Annotated in this window: 12 protein-coding genes, 2 tRNA genes and 1 riboswitch; of the genes, 5 read left to right on the forward strand and 9 right to left on the reverse strand. The window is 72.8% G+C overall.

The genetic code is table 11. The features are described from left to right. Nucleotides 1–5: 5 nt before the first annotated feature. Nucleotides 6–1,301 carry a PrsW family intramembrane metalloprotease gene (locus S1361_RS19055; RefSeq protein ID WP_208033038.1) on the forward strand — a complete coding sequence of 432 codons (1,296 nt, stop codon included), beginning with the start codon at nucleotides 6–8 and terminating at the stop codon, nucleotides 1,299–1,301. A gap of 59 nt (nucleotides 1,302–1,360) precedes the next feature. Here the strand turns inward: S1361_RS19055 and S1361_RS19060 are convergent, their stop codons facing one another. The 3 genes from S1361_RS19060 to S1361_RS19070 all read right to left on the reverse strand — a co-directional run bounded on the left by S1361_RS19060 (nucleotide 1,361) and on the right by S1361_RS19070 (nucleotide 5,022). Beyond that, on the reverse strand, nucleotides 1,361–2,305 hold the full coding sequence (locus S1361_RS19060) for an aldo/keto reductase (RefSeq protein WP_208033039.1): 945 nt from the start codon (nucleotides 2,303–2,305) through the stop codon (nucleotides 1,361–1,363). Between the two features lie 85 nt (nucleotides 2,306–2,390). Continuing rightward, on the reverse strand, nucleotides 2,391–3,419 hold the full coding sequence (locus S1361_RS19065; RefSeq protein WP_208033040.1) for a M23 family metallopeptidase: 1,029 nt from the start codon (nucleotides 3,417–3,419) through the stop codon (nucleotides 2,391–2,393). Between the two features lie 9 nt (nucleotides 3,420–3,428). Further along, a riboswitch (cyclic di-AMP (ydaO/yuaA leader) is annotated at nucleotides 3,429–3,595 on the reverse strand. A 245-nt stretch (nucleotides 3,596–3,840) separates the two neighbouring features. Further along, entirely contained in the window at nucleotides 3,841–5,022 is a 1,182-nt protein-coding gene (locus S1361_RS19070) for a PP2C family protein-serine/threonine phosphatase (protein ID WP_208033041.1), read from the reverse strand. A 124-nt stretch (nucleotides 5,023–5,146) separates the two neighbouring features. On the opposite strand from S1361_RS19070, the gene S1361_RS19075 reads away from it, so the two are divergent. Then, nucleotides 5,147–5,220, forward strand: a tRNA-Met gene (locus tag S1361_RS19075). A 152-nt stretch (nucleotides 5,221–5,372) separates the two neighbouring features. Here the strand turns inward: S1361_RS19075 and S1361_RS19080 are convergent. Further along, complete coding sequence (locus S1361_RS19080) at nucleotides 5,373–6,503, reverse strand: dihydrofolate reductase family protein (RefSeq protein WP_208033042.1); 1,131 nt, start codon at nucleotides 6,501–6,503, stop codon at nucleotides 5,373–5,375. Nucleotides 6,504–6,596: 93 nt separating this feature from the next. Here S1361_RS19080 and S1361_RS19085 point away from each other — a divergent pair, with 93 nt between their 5' ends. Next, nucleotides 6,597–7,109 carry a MarR family winged helix-turn-helix transcriptional regulator gene (locus tag S1361_RS19085; RefSeq protein WP_208033043.1) on the forward strand — a complete coding sequence of 171 codons (513 nt, stop codon included), beginning with the start codon at nucleotides 6,597–6,599 and terminating at the stop codon, nucleotides 7,107–7,109. A 114-nt stretch (nucleotides 7,110–7,223) separates the two neighbouring features. Then, nucleotides 7,224–7,850, forward strand: coding sequence for a GTP cyclohydrolase II (locus tag S1361_RS19090; protein WP_208033044.1), 627 nt, complete (start codon nucleotides 7,224–7,226; stop codon nucleotides 7,848–7,850). Between the two features lie 432 nt (nucleotides 7,851–8,282). Here the strand turns inward: S1361_RS19090 and S1361_RS19095 are convergent, their stop codons facing one another. Both S1361_RS19095 and S1361_RS19100 read right to left on the reverse strand, forming a co-directional pair. Next, nucleotides 8,283–9,713 (reverse strand): DHA2 family efflux MFS transporter permease subunit, encoded by a 1,431-nt coding sequence (locus S1361_RS19095; protein WP_208033045.1) that lies wholly within the window; start codon nucleotides 9,711–9,713, stop codon nucleotides 8,283–8,285. Between the two features lie 14 nt (nucleotides 9,714–9,727). Then, complete coding sequence (locus tag S1361_RS19100; RefSeq protein WP_208033046.1) at nucleotides 9,728–10,360, reverse strand: NADPH-dependent FMN reductase; 633 nt, start codon at nucleotides 10,358–10,360, stop codon at nucleotides 9,728–9,730. Between the two features lie 140 nt (nucleotides 10,361–10,500). Between S1361_RS19100 and S1361_RS19105 the strand changes: the two genes are divergently transcribed. Beyond that, nucleotides 10,501–11,187, forward strand: coding sequence for a TetR/AcrR family transcriptional regulator (locus S1361_RS19105; protein ID WP_208033047.1), 687 nt, complete (start codon nucleotides 10,501–10,503; stop codon nucleotides 11,185–11,187). A 216-nt stretch (nucleotides 11,188–11,403) separates the two neighbouring features. On the opposite strand, the gene S1361_RS19110 is transcribed toward S1361_RS19105, so the two are convergent. From S1361_RS19110 to S1361_RS19120, 3 genes are all read right to left on the reverse strand, one after another. Further along, nucleotides 11,404–11,476, reverse strand: a tRNA-Lys gene (locus tag S1361_RS19110). A gap of 99 nt (nucleotides 11,477–11,575) precedes the next feature. Continuing rightward, the gene (locus S1361_RS19115) at nucleotides 11,576–13,081 is read right to left on the reverse strand and encodes an amino acid permease (protein WP_208033048.1); all 1,506 of its coding nucleotides are present in this window, start codon (nucleotides 13,079–13,081) and stop codon (nucleotides 11,576–11,578) included. A 127-nt stretch (nucleotides 13,082–13,208) separates the two neighbouring features. Continuing rightward, complete coding sequence (locus S1361_RS19120) at nucleotides 13,209–15,380, reverse strand: DEAD/DEAH box helicase (RefSeq protein WP_208033049.1); 2,172 nt, start codon at nucleotides 15,378–15,380, stop codon at nucleotides 13,209–13,211. Between the last annotated feature and the right edge of the window lie 73 nt (nucleotides 15,381–15,453).

Genomic DNA, 15,453 nt, shown 5'->3' on the forward strand with positions numbered 1-15,453 from the left:
ATGCCGTGGCCACCAGTCCTCCGTTTCCGACGTACTCCCCGAGCCCCGGCGACGGTGTGCTCCGCCACCCGCACTGGTGGCAGCGCAGGTGGGTGCGGTACGGAGCACTGAGTTCCCTGCTGGTGCTGTCCGGCCTGGTCATCCTGGCGCTCGTGCGGCGGCAGACCGGCACGGAGGGCTTCCTCGTCGGGCTCGGGCTGGCGGTGCTGCCCGTGCCCTGGCTGATAGCCGCCTTCCGGTGGCTGGACCGGGTTCAGCCGGGCCCCTGGCGGAACCTGGTCTTCTCCTTCGCCTGGGGAGCCTGCGCGGCGGCGCTGATAGCGATCGTGGCCAACAGCTTCGCGACCAAGTGGATAGCCACCTCGACGGCGGACCCGGCCGGCGCCGACACGCTCGGCGCGACGGTGATAGCCCCGATCGTGGAGGAGTCCGCGAAGGCCGCCGCCGTGCTGCTGGTCTTCCTCTTCCGCCGGCGCGACTTCACCGGGATCGTGGACGGGGTGGTGATCGCGGGGGTCACCGCCACCGGCTTCGCGTTCACCGAGAACATCCTCTACCTCGGTACGGCCTTCGGGACCGACCAGCTCACCGGCGACCGCGGCATCGCCTCCGTCACCGCCGCCACCTTCTTCGTGCGCATCGTGATGTCCCCGTTCGCGCACCCCCTGTTCACCGTGCTCACCGGCATCGGCTTCGGCATCGCCGCGCTGTCCGCCGAGCGGCAGCACCTGCGGCGGATCCTGCTGCCGGTCTGCGGCCTGCTGCTCGCGATGGGCATGCACGCCTTCTGGAACGGCTCCTCCACCTTCGGCGAGTACGGCTTCTTCGCCGTCTACGGCGCCTTCATGGTGCCCGCGTTCGCGCTGCTGACCTGGCTGGCGATCTGGACCCGGCAGCGGGAGCTGCGCACCGTGCGGGCGGAGCTGCCGGCGTATGTGCTCGCCGGGTGGCTGGGTCCGGCCGAGCCGTTCGCGCTCGGGTCGATGCGGGCACGCCGGATGGCCCGGGACTACGCCCGGCACCACCAGGGGCGCCCGGCGGCGCGGGAGGTCGCCCGGTACGAGGCGGACGCCACCGCGCTGGCCTTCCTGCGGCACCGGGGGCGGGCGGGGAAGACCGGGGCCGACTTCGTCGTACGGGAGCGGGAGCTGCTGGACGAGCTGTGGAAGCGCAGGCACGTGGCCCGGCCGGCCCTGGAGTACGCGAGCCGGGCCTCCGTACCGGCGCCGGCGCACTGGGGCGCGGCGCCGTACGGGTACCCGGCGGTGCCGTACGCCGCGTACAACCCGTACCGGACGTAGGCGCGGCCGGCCGACGAGGGTTCGGCACCGCCGGGCCGGGCCGCCGCGGTGGGGGAAGGCTAGGCGGAGACCTGGGTCAGCCGGGTCACCTCGGCATCCGTCAGCGTCAGTTCCGCCACCCCCAGCAGCGCCGGCAGCTGTTCCACCGTCCGCGCCGAGGCGATCGGGGCCGTGATCGTCGGCTGGGCGGCGAGCCAGGCCAGGGCGACGGTGGCGACCGGGGCCTCGTGGGCGGCGGCGATCTCGTCCAGGGCGGCCAGGACCCGCTGGCCGCGCTCCGAGCCGGCGTACTTCTGCGCCCCGCCGGCGCGGGCGCTGTCGACGGTCGTACCGGGCCGGTACTTGCCGGTGAGGAAGCCCGAGGCGAGGGAGAAGTACGGGACGGCGGCCAGGCCCTCACGGGCGGCCAGGTCCTGCAGCGGGCCCTCGTAGGTGTCCCGGGAGACCAGGTTGTAGTGCGGCTGGAGGGCGACGTAGCGGGCGAGGCCCTCGCGGTCGGAGAACTCCAGGGAGGCCCGGAGGCGTTCGGGGGTGATGTTGGAGGCGGCGATGTGCCGGACCTTGCCGGCCTTCACCAGCTCGTCGAGCGCGCCGATGATCTCCTCGACCGGCACCTCGGGCTTGTCGTAGTGGGTGTAGTAGAGGTCGATGTGGTCGGTGTCCAGGCGACGCAGGGAGGCGTCGGCCGCGGCCCTGATGTTGGCGGCGGACAGCCCCTGGTACTCGGGGTGCTGGCTGACCTTGGTGGCGATGACGACGTCGGAGCGGTTGCCGCGGGCCTTGACCCACTTGCCGATGATCGTCTCGGACTCGCCGCCCTGGTTGCCCTCGACCCAGGCGGAGTAGGCGTCGGCGGTGTCGATGAAGTTGCCGCCGGCCGCCGTGTAGGCGTCGAGGACGGCGAAGGAGGCCTGTTCGTCCGCGGTCCAGCCGAAGACGTTGCCGCCCAGGCAGAGCGGGAAGACCTCGAGATCGGAAGAGCCCAGTGTGCGAAGTGACGTCATACGACAGGTCAACACCGGCGGCGGAAGATCGCATCCCGCCACCGGTGTCGAATTCCTGCACGGCGTCCCGCGCGGAGCGCAGGCGTCAGGGGGTGAGGCCCTTGCCGCGCAGCCACGCCATGGGGTCGATCCCGGTGGGCTGGCCGCCGGGGTGGACCTCCAGGTGCAGGTGCGGGCCGGTGACGTTGCCGGTGGCGCCGACGCGGCCGATGACCTCACCGGTGGAGACCTTCTGGCCGGCCTTGACGTTGATCGAGGACTGGTGGCAGAACCACAGCTCGGTGCCGTCGTCCAGGGTGAGGATCGTGCGGTAGCCGTAGGCGCCGGCCCAGCCCGCCTCCGTGATCGTGCCGCTGTGGACGGCCTTGATCAGGGTGCCGGTGGGGGCGGCGAAGTCGAGACCGGTGTGGTAGCCGGAGGACCACATCGAACCGGCCTGACCGAAGGTCGAGGTGATCGTGTACGAGGAGGTCGGCAGCGTGTACTGCTTGGCCAGCCGGGCCAGCCGCTCCTCCTCCGCCTTCTTCTCGGCGGCGGCCTCCGCCTTCTCCTTGGCCGCGGCGGCCTTGGCGGCGGCTTCCTTCTCGGCCCGGGCGGCGGTGTCGGCGGCCTGCTTCTCGGCGGCGGCGAGCGCGACGGCGGTGGCCTTGCTCTCGGCCTGGCCCTGCTGCTGCTCGGCCTGGGCCATGATCCGGTTACGCAGGGCCTCGCCCGCGTCGGAGCCGTGCTCGCCGTCGACGGTGGCCACGCCGACGCTGCTGAGCGTGGTGGTGGCCTCGGCGGCCGGGGCGTCGTCGGAGCCGTCGTCGAAGAGGGAGCCGACGGAGGGCAGGTCCGGCAGGGAGACGGAGACCGGCGGCTTGCCGGTGTTGGCGCTCGCCATGCCGCCCGCGCCGACCGCGGCCATGACGCCGACGCCGAGGACGGTGGAGCTGCGCGCGAAGCCGCCCCGCTGCTTGGCGACGCGGTGCCGGCCACGGACCGGGGCGACGGAGTCCTCGGTCGGGTTCCACTCCTCCCAGGGGCCCTCCTCGGCGCGGTAGGAACCGTAGCCGAAGGTCTCGCGCTGAGCCGGTATGAACGGGGCTTCTGGGGCAGGCCGGTTGGACGCCACGCGGGCGTACTCCTTTCCTTCCTCCGCCTACCGGGTTAGCTGACGGGTTCGGAGCAGGAAGGTCTCCTACGCGCGTATACCGGTCGTGGACTCCATGAGTTCACGACGGCGTCCGCGTGATTCACCCCAAGGTGGTGGTTCCCCGGTTCCCTTGCGGGATTCGGCGCGTGCGCACGGAGCCGCCTCTTGTGACGGCTGGGACGACCGCGCTGCGTTATCGAACGTTAATAGACCTGCCAGTCACTTTCCAAGCCGTCCGGCTTGATCATTAACCTTTTTGCCGATGGAGCTATCGGCCACTACTCCGCCAAAACGGGCGAGTTGACCGGAGTACGGGAGAGTTCAGCAGTCACTTCCGGTTTTGATGGTGACTCAGATGTTATGCGGAGGGCGCTCGTCCGCTCACCGTCGGTGACGGCCCTCAGGGCCGTCGTACGGCGAGCAGCGCCATGTCGTCGGTCATGCCGCCGCCGCAGTGCCGGCGCACCTCCGCGGCGAGCCGGTCGAGCAGCGCGGTGGGACCGGGGAAGGTGCGCCCGGCGAGCCGCCGCTCGGGATCGTAGAACCGGCCGTGGGCGTCCCGGGCCTCGGACAGGCCGTCGGTGTGGAGGAGCAGGGTGGCTCCGCTCGGGAAGCCGGCCTCGGTGGCCCGGTCCGGCCACCGGCCCAGGTCGCCCATGCCGAGCGGCAGCGCGGGCTCGGCGGGGGCGAGGGTGCGCAGGGTGCCGTCGGCGTGCAGCAGCAGCGGCGGTGGGTGGCCGCGGTTGACGATCCGTACGAGGCCCTCGCCGTGCGGGAGTTCGGCGAGGACCGCGGTGGTGAACCCCTCCAGGGCGTCGATCCCGTCGCGCCGGGTGCCCTCGCGGGCCAGCGCCCGCTCCAGCCGCTCGGCCACTTGCTCCAGGGTCGCCTCCTGCTCGGCCGCCTCGCGGAACGCGCCGATCACCACGGCGACGGCGGCCACCGCCCCCATCCCCTTGCCGCGCACGTCCCCGACGACCAGCCGGACGCCGTGCGGAGTGTCCTGCACCGCGTACAGGTCGCCGCCGATGAACGCGTCCCGCCGGGCGGCCTCGTAACGGGCGGCGATCTCGAAGCCGCCGATCCGGGCGTCCGGCTCCGGCAGGACGGCCCGCTGGGCGGCCTCGGCGACCTCCCGGGCGGAGGCGAGCTGCCGGTCGCCGCGCCGGACCACCCGGTTGATCGCGGCGGCCAGCAGGGCGACCGTGGCCACGGTGACCACGTCGGTGACGGTGCTCACGGTCGGGTGGGCACCGGCGTCGTCGTGCACGGCGTAGGCGGCGGCGAGGGACGCGAGGCCGGCGAGCACGGTGGTGCGCAGCGCGGACAGGGGGGCGGCGACCAGCGGGGCGGCGGTGAAGAACGGGACCGGAGTGAAGTCCTGGGGGGTCAGCAGGCCGTACAGGACGCCGCAGACGACGAGGAGCGCGGGCAGGGCGCGGGCCAGGCCGCGCGGCCCCGGGCGGCGGCGGGCGCGCACCGGCGCGGGTTCGGCGCCGACGCCCGGGTCGGGCACGGGATCGCCGGGAGGCCGATCGCCCGCCCTGGCGTACGGGCTCTCCTCCACCTTTCCAGGGCGCACCGCGTGTCTCCCACATGTCCGACGTGCTTCCAGGTTTCCGGGCCCCGGGACACCGGGCGACCGCTGTGGGCCGAAAGGGGTGTGCGAGTGGTCCCGCGCATGACGTACACTGGAGTCACAACGACGCGGGGTGGAGCAGCTCGGTAGCTCGCTGGGCTCATAACCCAGAGGTCGCAGGTTCAAATCCTGTCCCCGCTACTGAAGACTCAGGGCCCGGAATCCACTGGATTCCGGGCCCTGGGTGTTTCCGGCCGGCCGGAGCGCCCCCGGAAGGGGCGCGGGGAACCGCACGACCGGCCCCACCGCACCCACGGCCGCGTACGAAGCAGCCGACGGAGCGGACGGGACGCTCACAGCAGGTGGACGTTCGGCGCCTTGGCGAGATCCTCCAGCTCGGGCAGCACGACGACCCGCGCACCCCCCGCGACGAGAACCCCCGTCCCGTCGGCCGCCTGGACGAACGTGTCGGGCTCACGCCACGCGGTGACGACCCTTCGCACCCCGGCCCGCAGGATCAGCTCCGCACAGGGCGCCGGCCGGGACGCACGCCGAGCGCAGGGCTCCAGGCTGCTGTACACCGTCGCACCGGCCAGCCGTGAGTCATTCGGAGCGATCTTCGCGAGCGCCGCCTCCTCCGCGTGCACCACCGGATCGGCCCCCTCGCGCGAGTACCCGCGCGCCAGCTCCGTGCCGTCCCCGGCCACCACCACCGCACCGACGCTGAACGCCGTCTCCGACGGCGGGCACTGCGCGGCCAGCTCGCAGGCGGTGCGCAGCCAGTGGCGGTCCGCGGCGGTGGGCAGCGGGCCGGTGCCGGGGGCCGTGGGCGCGTACCGCATGAGGACGACGTCCTCGATCCGGCTCGTGTCGAGCAGGCGCAGGCGTCCGGCCTGGTAGGCGCCCGGTCCGAACAGGCGCGGGGCCGCGGGGTCGCCGACAAACAGCGGGGCGAGGACCAGCTGGAGCTCGTCGGCGAGGCCCTGCTGGACGAGCTGGGTGTGGATCGTGCCACCGCCCTCGACCATCAGGCGTGTGACCCCGCGCACGTCGTGCAGGTGCTCCAGCAGGGCCCGCCAGTCCAGGGCGGGGCCGAGCGGGACGACGTCGGCGGTGCCCCCGAGGAGGCGGGCGGCCCGCTCGGCGCCCCGGTCGGTGCTGTAGACGAGCTTCTCGCCACCGGTGTGCCAGAAGTTGGCGGCCGGGTCGAGGTCACCGGTGGCGGTGACGGTGATCTTCAACGGGTACTCCGGCTTGCCCGCGGCCGTGCGGGCCGCGCGCCGTTCGGCCGAGTTGACCAGCAGGCGCGGGTTGTCGGCACGGATCGTGCCGGCGCCGACGAGGATGGCGTCGACGGAGGCCCGTACCGCGTCGACCCGGTCGAAGTCGGCCGGGCTGGACAGCAGGAGCCGCTCGGGACCGGTGTCGTCCAGGTAGCCGTCGAGGGAGACGGCGGCGGACAGCAGCACGTACGGCAGGGGCATCGGCGCGCTCTCTCTTCCGGAGGCGGGGGTCGGCAGGACTCGTTGGCCGGCGTACGGCTTGGTTCAAGTTTGAAACAAACCTACACTGGCGGCATGACGACCCGCTGGCTCACCCCGGAGGAGCAGCGCGCCTGGCGCGCCTACATCGCCGCCTCCCGCCTCCTGGAGGACGCGATCGACCGGCAGCTCCAGCAGGAGGGCGGCATGCCCCACCTGTTCTACACGGTGCTGGCCAACCTCTCCGAGGCACCCGACCGGCGGCTGCGCATGACCGACCTGGCCGAGACACTGAAGATCACCCGCAGCCGGCTGACGTACGTGGTGGGCCGGCTGGAGCGGGACGGTCTGGTGCGCCGGGAGGACTGCCGCTGGGACAGGCGCAGCTCGCTCGCGGCGCTGACGGACGAGGGGATGGCCGTACTGGAGCGTACGGCGCCCGGGCACGTCGGGACGGTGCGGGCCGCGCTGTTCGACCGGCTCACGCCGGAGCAGGTGGGGCAGTTGGAGGAGATCTGTACGGGGATCGCGCGCGGGCTGCAGGGCGAGGACGCCGAACCCGGCGCCGGGGACGTCCCGTGGCGGCGCCGGTCCTCCTGCTCGCCGTAGCCGCCCGGGTCCCGCCGGGGCAGGGCCCGCAATTGCTTTAACTTTTAAGCAGCGGTAGGGTCCCCGTCGACAGCGCTGCTTCAAATCTGAAGCAACCCCTCGGAGGGACCCCACATGCCCGACATCCCCGACGCCACCCCGCGCGCCCGCGTCCGGGTACCGCTGCGCTTCGCCGACGGCTACAGCGCCGACGCGGAACTCGTCACCTTCCACGGCCTCACCGACGGCCGGGAGCACCTCGCCCTCGTCCTCGGCGACCCCGGCCCGGTCCCGCTGGTGCGGCTGCACTCCGAGTGCCTCACCGGTGACGTCTTCGGCTCGGCCCGCTGCGACTGCGGCCCGCAGCTGCGCGAGGCGGTCGAGCGCATCGCCGGCCGCGGCGGGGTCCTGCTCTACCTCCGGCAGGAGGGCCGGGGCATCGGCCTCTACAACAAGCTCGACGCGTACGCCCTCCAGGACCAGGGGCTCGACACCTACGAGGCGAACGCCGCCCTCGGCCTCCCTGAGGACGCCCGCGACTACACGGCCGCCGCGCAGATGCTCGGCGCCCTCGGCGTCACCGAGCTGGACCTGCTGTCCAACAACCCCGACAAGGCCGGGCAGCTGCGCGCGCTCGGACTCGCGGTACGGGACCGGGTGCCCACCGGCGTCTTCCCCACGGCCCACAACGTCCGCTACCTCCGCGCGAAGGTCCTCCAGACCCAGCACACGTTGCCCCTGGCCGAACTGACGGCGGGCTAGCACCGGGCGCACGGGCCGGCGGCCGGATCCTGCGAGCCGAGGGCGGGCCGAGGGCGACCGTCGGACCGGGGACCCGGCGACGAACCAGGGTCTCGACGCCCGGCGGTGAGCCGGGAGTCAGCCCTGATGGTTGAGCCGGAAGCCAACCCTGGCGGTGGGCCGGGAGTCAGCCCTGATGGTTGAGCCGGAAGTCAGCCCTGGCGGTGGGCCGGGAGGCAACCCTGACAGTCGAGCCGGAAGCCAACCCTGACGGTGGGCCGGAAGTCAGCCCTGACGGTGGGCGGAAGCCAACCCTGACGGTCGAGCCGGAAGTCAGCCCTGACGGTGGGCGGAAGCCAACCCCGACGGTCGAGCCGGAAGTCAGCCCTGACGGTGGGCGGAAGCCAACCCCGACGGTCGAGCCGGAAGCCAACCCTGACGGTGGGCCGGAAGTCAGCCCTGGCGGTGGGCCGGGAGGCGGAGGGCCGGGAGGATGGCGGAGGCCAGGAGGGTCGCCGTGACGGCGTAGGCGAGGCGGAAACCGGACGGGGTCTGGCCCGCCGTGGCCAGCAGCACCGACAGCAGGGCCGTGCCGGCCGACGCGGCCAGCTGGGCGTTGATGCTCAGCGCGGTGCTCGCGCCGGCCAGCCGGTCCGGGGGCAGGCCCCGGGTCGCGGTGGTCATCGCCGGCATCAGGGTCATCCCCGACCCCACCCCCATCACCATGCCCGCGGCGACGATCCGCCAGGGCGCGACCCCCGCCGTACCGGTCTGCCACGCCAGCAGGGCCATGCCGAGCGCGGCCACCGCGCAGCCGGCCGCGACCAGCCGGCGCGGTACCGCCTGGTCGATCCGCCGGGCGGCGATCTGCATCGTCGTACCGACCACCAGCCCGACCGGCGCTCCGAGCAGCCCGGCCGCCGTCGCGGTCACGCCCCGCTCCTGCTGCCAGTACAGCGGACCGAGCAGCATCGAGCCGAAGTAGCCGCAGGTGAACAGGGCGAGCGTGCCGATGCCGGCGCCGAAGGTACGGTCCCGCAGCAGCCGCAGATCCAGCAGCGGCGCGTGGACGGTGAGCGCCCGCCGTACGAAGGCCGCCGTGAGCACGGCACCGGCGAGCGTCGGCACCAGCGCGCCGGGGATCGTGACGTCACCGCGTCCGCCGCCGCGGGCGAGGCCGTACAGGAGCAGGGCCAGGCCGGGCGAGAGCATCAGCAGGCCGGGCACGTCCAGCCGGGGCAGCTCCCGGCCGCGCGAGTCGGGCGCGTCCTTCGGCAGCAGACGGGCCGCGAGCAGCAGGGCCAGGGCGCCGACCGGCAGGTTGATCAGGAAGATCCAGTGCCAGGACGCGGAGTCCACCAGCCAGCCGCCGAGCACCGGTCCGGCCACCGGGCCGACCAGGACCGGCAGCCCGAGCAGGCCCATCGCCCGGCCGAGCCTGGCCCGGTCCGCGACCCGCATGCCCATCGCCATGCCGACCGGCTGCAACAGCCCGCCGCCCAGCCCCTGTACCGCGCGGAACGCGATCAGACTGCCCGCGTCCCAGGCGCAGGCGGCGAGCAGCGAGCCCAGCGTGAACAGCACCAGCGCCGTCACGTACGTCCGCTTCGCGCCGATCCGGGCCATCGCCCAGCCCGCCGTCGGAATGACCGCGGCCAGCGCCAGCGTGTACGCCGTCGCCGTCCACTGGATGGTCTGCAACGGCGCCTGGAACGACTCCGAGAGCCGGCGCAGCGCGACGTTCACGATCGTCATGTCGAGCACGGCCATGACGGTGCCGAGGACCACGACGGTGACGACCCGGTAGAGGGCGGTGGGTGAGGTGGGGGCCGGGGCGGCGGGCGAGGCGGAGACCACGCCCGGTGCGGAGTCGGAGGCGGTCATCGGCGGCCGTCCCCTCAGGCCGCGTAGGGACGCTCGGCGCGGGCGGTGCGCAGGGCTCGGGCCCACCAGACGAGCTGGCCGAGCATGCCCTTGGCGGCGCCGGTGCACACGTCGGCGTCGCGCGGGACGCCCTCCTCGCCGAGGCCGGACCAGGGGCCGTGCAGACTGACCGAGTCGCGCACGGTCACGGCGTGCAGCTCGGCGAAGACCAGCCGGAGCTGCTCGACCGCGCGCAGCCCGCCGCCGAGACCGCCGTACGACACGAAGCCGACCGGCTTGGCCTGCCACTCGCGCAGGTGCCAGTCGACGAGGTTCTTCAGCACCGCAGGGAAACTGTGGTTGTACTCGGGCGTGACCACCACGAACGCGTCGGCGGCCGCGAGCCGCGGCGAGATCTCCTTCAGCGCGGCGACGGCCTCGGGGCTCGGCGTGCCGCCCCAGCCCGGCATCACCAGCGGAAGGTCCACTTCGGCGAGGTCGACGACGTCGAACTGGAGGCCGGGGTCGAGGGCGGCGGCGGTGGTCAGGAACCAGTCGGTGACGGCCCGCCCCAGGCGTCCCTCGCGCACGCTGCCGACGATGACGGCGACGCGGAGCGGACGGTCCTCGGCGGCACGGGCACCGGAAGCGGAATCGGTAACGGACACAGCTGTCCCCCTGTGAGTGAAGTCGATGCCGGGCGACCGCTCACGACGACCGCCCCGACAGCAAAGTACAACGCTCGTTGTAGAAATTACAACGCTCGTTGTAGGTCAGTTAGAGTGGGCTGGTCACGAAGGAGGCGGGCGTGGGCCAGACGAACGAGTCCCGGCTGGAGCAGGCGCAGCGCGAGGTGTCACCGCGCAAGCTGCAGAAGCAGATGGCCATCGCGAGCGCGGCCTGCACGGTCTTCGGCCGCGAGGGGTACACCCGCGCCTCGGTCGACGCGCTCGCCGCCGCCGCCGGCGTCTCCACCCGCACGCTCTACAACCACTTCCCCGGCGGCAAGGCGCAGCTCTTCCAGACGGTCGTGACCTGGACGTCGAGCGAGGTCCGGGACGCCCAACTGGCGCGGCTGCACGCCGTACTGGACCCGGAGCGCCCGCCGCACCCCGACGACCTGGAACGCGACCTGGTCTCGCTGGCCCGCGGCTTCCACGGGCTCATGACCGACTACGCCAACCACTTCGCCCTGGTCCGGCACATCCACGCGGAGGCCGACCACGTACCGCCCGAGGTCCTGCGGGCCTGGCACGAGGCCGGCCCGGAACCGGTCGGCCGCGCCCTCACCGAGGCGATGGCCCACCTCCAGGACGCCGGCCTGCTGTACCTGCACGGCGACGCGTCCCTGGCGGCGGGCCACTTCACGGCCCTGATCTCACACCGGATCGTCCAGGCCACCCACTACGGCGTCCTCCCCCTGCCGGAACCGGAGACGGACCGCCTGCTCAGAGCCGGGGTGAGCGCCTTCCTCCGGGCGTACCGGGCGCCGTAGTCCGCGCGCACCCGGCGCACCAGTGCGCACGGTTCGGAAGCAGCCGGCACGGCCGTCAAACTCCCGTAGCCCGCCGTGAACTGGCTCGTCGTCGAACAGCTCACCCTGCCCGGGGTGCTGACCGAACCGGAACGGCACGCCCCGGGGCGGCGGCGGAGTGCGCGGTGAAAGCGGACGACCCCAGGTCGAGCGCGTGCTGACCTGGGGTCTTTTCGGTAGGCCGTGTGGGACTCGAACCCACAACCAAGGGATTAAAAGTCCCCTGCTCTGCCAATTGAGCTAACGGCCCGTGCGGCGGTGCCTGTCCGAGCATAGCCGGACGCGGCCGTGTCGCCGATCGGGTATCGGTGACACGGCCGCGTCGGGGACGGCGGAAGCGGGGGGATGGTTACTTTTCGGCCGGGACGGGGGCGGGGGCAGGGCGCCGGGTGAGGAACCAGTGCCGGGCCGAGGCCAGCCACCAGGTCGTGGCGAAGCCGAGGACGGCCAGGACGGCCACCGGGGCGTAGTTGAAGGTCTTCCAGGTGACCGGGGAGACCTGCGGCAGCATGAAGAGGACCGTGATCACCGCGACCCAGACCACCGAGACGACCCCGACGGCCCCCGACCACCTGCCCAGGTGCCAGGGGCCGGGGGTGAACGCGGTGCCCTTGCGGACGCGGAGGTAGGTCGGGATGACGTACGCGATGTAGAGGCCGATGACCGCGATGGACGTCACCGCCGCGTAGGCCGTCGTGTTGATCAGGTACGGCAGGCCCAGGGCGAGCGCGCCCAGTGCGGCCAGCCAGACCGCCGCCACGGGGGTGCGGGTGCGGGGGCTGACCGTGTGCCAGACACGGGAGAAGGGCAGCGCTCCGTCCCGGGAAAAGGCGTAGATCATGCGGCTGTTGGCGGTCACGGAGGCCATGCCGCAGAAGAGCTGGGCACCGATCACCACGAGCAGCAGGAGCTTGCCGGCCGTGGCCCCGAGGGCGTCCAGGAGGATCTGGGCGGGCGGGGCGCCGGTGGGGGACGCGAGTTCCTTGTCGTACGACTGGATGGCGAAGGTGAAGCCGAGGAGCAGGACGAAGCCGGCGATCCAGGAGGTCCAGATCGAGCGGACGATGCCCTTCGGGCCCGCGGTGGCCGCGTCGCGGGTCTCCTCGGTCATGTGGGCGGAGGCGTCGTAGCCGGTGAAGGTGTACTGGGCCATCAGGAGGCCCAGCAGCACCACGTACGGGCCGCTGCCCCAGCCGGTCCTGTCGACGAAGTGCGTGAAGACGAAGGACGCCGACTGGTGGTGGTCGGGGACCAGCGCGAGCGCGGCGACGATCACCGCGACCCCCAGGACGTGCCACCACACGCTCACGCTGTTCAGGAACGCCACGATCCGGACGCCGAAGGTGTTCAGCAGGCCGTGCAGGACGAGGATCGCCGCGAACAGCGCCACCGTGCGGCCCGGGGTCACCTCGAAGCCGAACTGGAGGTTCAGCCAGGCGCCCAGGAAGGAGGCCGCGCCGAAGTCGATGCCCGCGGTCACCGCCACCTGGCCCAGCACGTTGAACCAGCCCGTGAACCACGCCCAGGCCGCCGCCGAGCGCGGGGGTGCCAGGCGGTGCGCCCAGAAGTACAGGCCGGCCGAGGTCGGGTAGGCCGAGCAGATCTCGGCCATCGACAGGCCCACGAACAGGGTCATCAGGCCGACCGCGACCCAGCCCCAGGTGATCACCGCGGGGCCGCCCGTGGTCATGCCGAAGAGGTAGAGGGTCAGACAGCCGGACAGCACCGAGATGATCGTGAAGGAGACGGCGTAGTTCGAGAACGCCGACATGCGGCGGGCGAGGACCTGGGTGTAGCCGAGCTGGGCCAGCCGTTCCTCGTCCGACGGTCCGGCCGTTCTCGCGTCATCTGTCATGCCCCCAGCAATTCCCTCACCGGGGACGTGACATGCGTCACTCGGTGACCGGAAATCGATCCCGGGTACGGGAAGGGCCCGTACGAGCGGTGTCGTACGGGCCCTTGCCTCACTGCCTCACTCGGCGTCAGCCGTTGCGCTTCCAGCGCGGCTTGTCCTCGCGGCGGCCGAAGGAGCCATTGCCACGGTGGTCGTCACGACGGCCGAAGGGGCGCTCGTGGCCGCCGGTGCGGAAACCCGGGCGGTCGTCGCGGCGGTCGCGGTTGAACGGGCGGTCGCTGCCCCGGTGGCCGCTGCGCTCGTCCCGGCGGAAGCCTCCACGGTCGTCACGGCGCTCGAAGGAACGGCCACCGCGGTCACGGTCGAACGGACGGCGCTCGCCCCGGTCACCCCGGTCGTCGCGGCGCTCGAAGCCACGGCCACCCCGGTCGTCACGACGGTCGTCACGACGCTCGAAACCACGGCCACCGCGGTCGTCACGACGCTCGGAACCACGGCCACCGCGGTCGTCACGACGGTCCTCGCGGCGCTCGAAGCCACGGCCGCCCCGGTCGTCACGACGGTCGTCACGACGCTCGAAACCACGGTCACGGTCGAACGGACGGCGCTCGCCCCGGTCACCCCGGTCGTCGCGGCGCTCGAAGCCACGGCCACCGCGGTCGTCACGACGGTCGTCCCGACGCTCGAAACCACGGTCACGGTCGAAGCCGCGCCGCTCCCGGCGCTCGTACGGCGCCGAAGCCGCCGGACGCTCCTCGCGCTCGGTCTCGCGCTCCGCCGGCTCCTCGGCCACGGCGAGCTGCTCCGCCGCCGTCGCCTGCGCCTCGGCCACCGCGGCCTCCGGGTCGTCGCCGCGCTCGCGGGCGACCCGGGCGACCAGCCGGTCGGCCTCCTCGCGCAGCTCGGTCGCGCGGCGCTGGGCGCGCTCCAGCTGCTTGGTCAGCTGGGCGACCTCGCGCTCGGCCTGCTGGGCGGCGTTGGCGGCGGACTCGGCCTGGACCTCGGTCATGGAGCGGGCGCCGGTGATCTCGGCGACCTCCGGGTCGAAGGCGGCGCCGCCCTGGATGATGTGGCGGGCCGCGTCGACGCCGGCGTCCTCCATCAGGCGGAAGATCTGGCGCCGCTGGTGCGGCAGGGACAGCGAGACGACCGTGCCGGTACGGCCCGCACGGGCGGTACGGCCGGCGCGGTGCAGGTAGTCCTTGTGGTCGCCGGCCGGGTCCACGTTGAGGACCAGGTCGATGCCGTCGACGTGGATGCCGCGCGCGGCGACGTCGGTGGCGACCAGGACGTTGACGTAGCCGTCCTTGAAGTCGGCCAGGGTGCGGGTACGCGCGCCCTGGGTCATGCCGCCGTGCAGCGCGTCGGCCTTCACGCCGGCCTCGCGCAGCTGCTCGGCGACGCGGTCGGCGCCCAGCTGGGTGCGGACGAAGATGATCGTGCGGCCCTTGCGGGAGGCGATCGCGGCGGTGACCGGCGCCTTGTCCTTGGGCTTCACGATGAGGATGTGGTGCGACATGGTCGTCACCGCGCCCTGGGCCGCGTCCACCTCGTGCAGGACGGGCTCGTTCAGGTAGCGGTCGACCAGGGTCTTGATCTCGTTCTCCATCGTGGCGGAGAAGAGCATGCGCTGGCCGCCGGCCGGGACCTGGTCGAGCAGCTCGGTGACCTCGGGCAGGAAGCCCAGGTCGGACATCTGGTCGGCCTCGTCCAGGACCGCGATCTGCACGTCCTCCAGGGAGCAGGCGCCGCGGTTGATGATGTCGCGCAGGCGGCCCGGCGTGGCGACGAGGATGTCGACGCCGCGCTCCAGGGCGTAGATCTGGTTGCCCATGGAGGTGCCGCCGCAGACGACCTTCATCTTCAGGCCGAGGACGTCGCCGTACGGCTGGAGGGCGTCGGCGACCTGCATGGCCAGCTCGCGGGTCGGGGTGAGGATGACCGCGCGGGGCTTGTGCTTCTGCGTCCGGCCGCCGGCCAGCTGGGCCAGCGTCGGCAGGCCGAAGGAGAGGGTCTTGCCGGAGCCGGTGCGGCCACGGCCGAGGATGTCCTTGCCGGCCAGGGCGTCCGGGATGGTCGCGGCCTGGATCGGGAAGGGGGTCGTCACGCCGTTCTGTGCGAGCTTGCGCACGATGCCCTCGGGGAGGCCGAGGTCGGCGAAGGTGATCTGGGGGGACTGGGGGGTGGTGTCAGCGGCCTCGGGGGCCTCGGTGACCTCGGTCGTCACGTCGAGGAGTTCGTTCGCGAACTCGTTCTCGTTCTCGGACACGACGATCTGGTCAGTACTGGACACGGACATGCGAATGCGAAACCTTCCGGAGTCTCTTCGGCACGCGCCCGTCAACTCCGTGATTCGCTCACGACCGCCTCAA

It is taken from the genome of Streptomyces cyanogenus (genome assembly GCF_017526105.1).
In the GTDB taxonomy this organism is placed as follows: Bacteria; Actinomycetota; Actinomycetes; order Streptomycetales; family Streptomycetaceae; genus Streptomyces; species Streptomyces cyanogenus.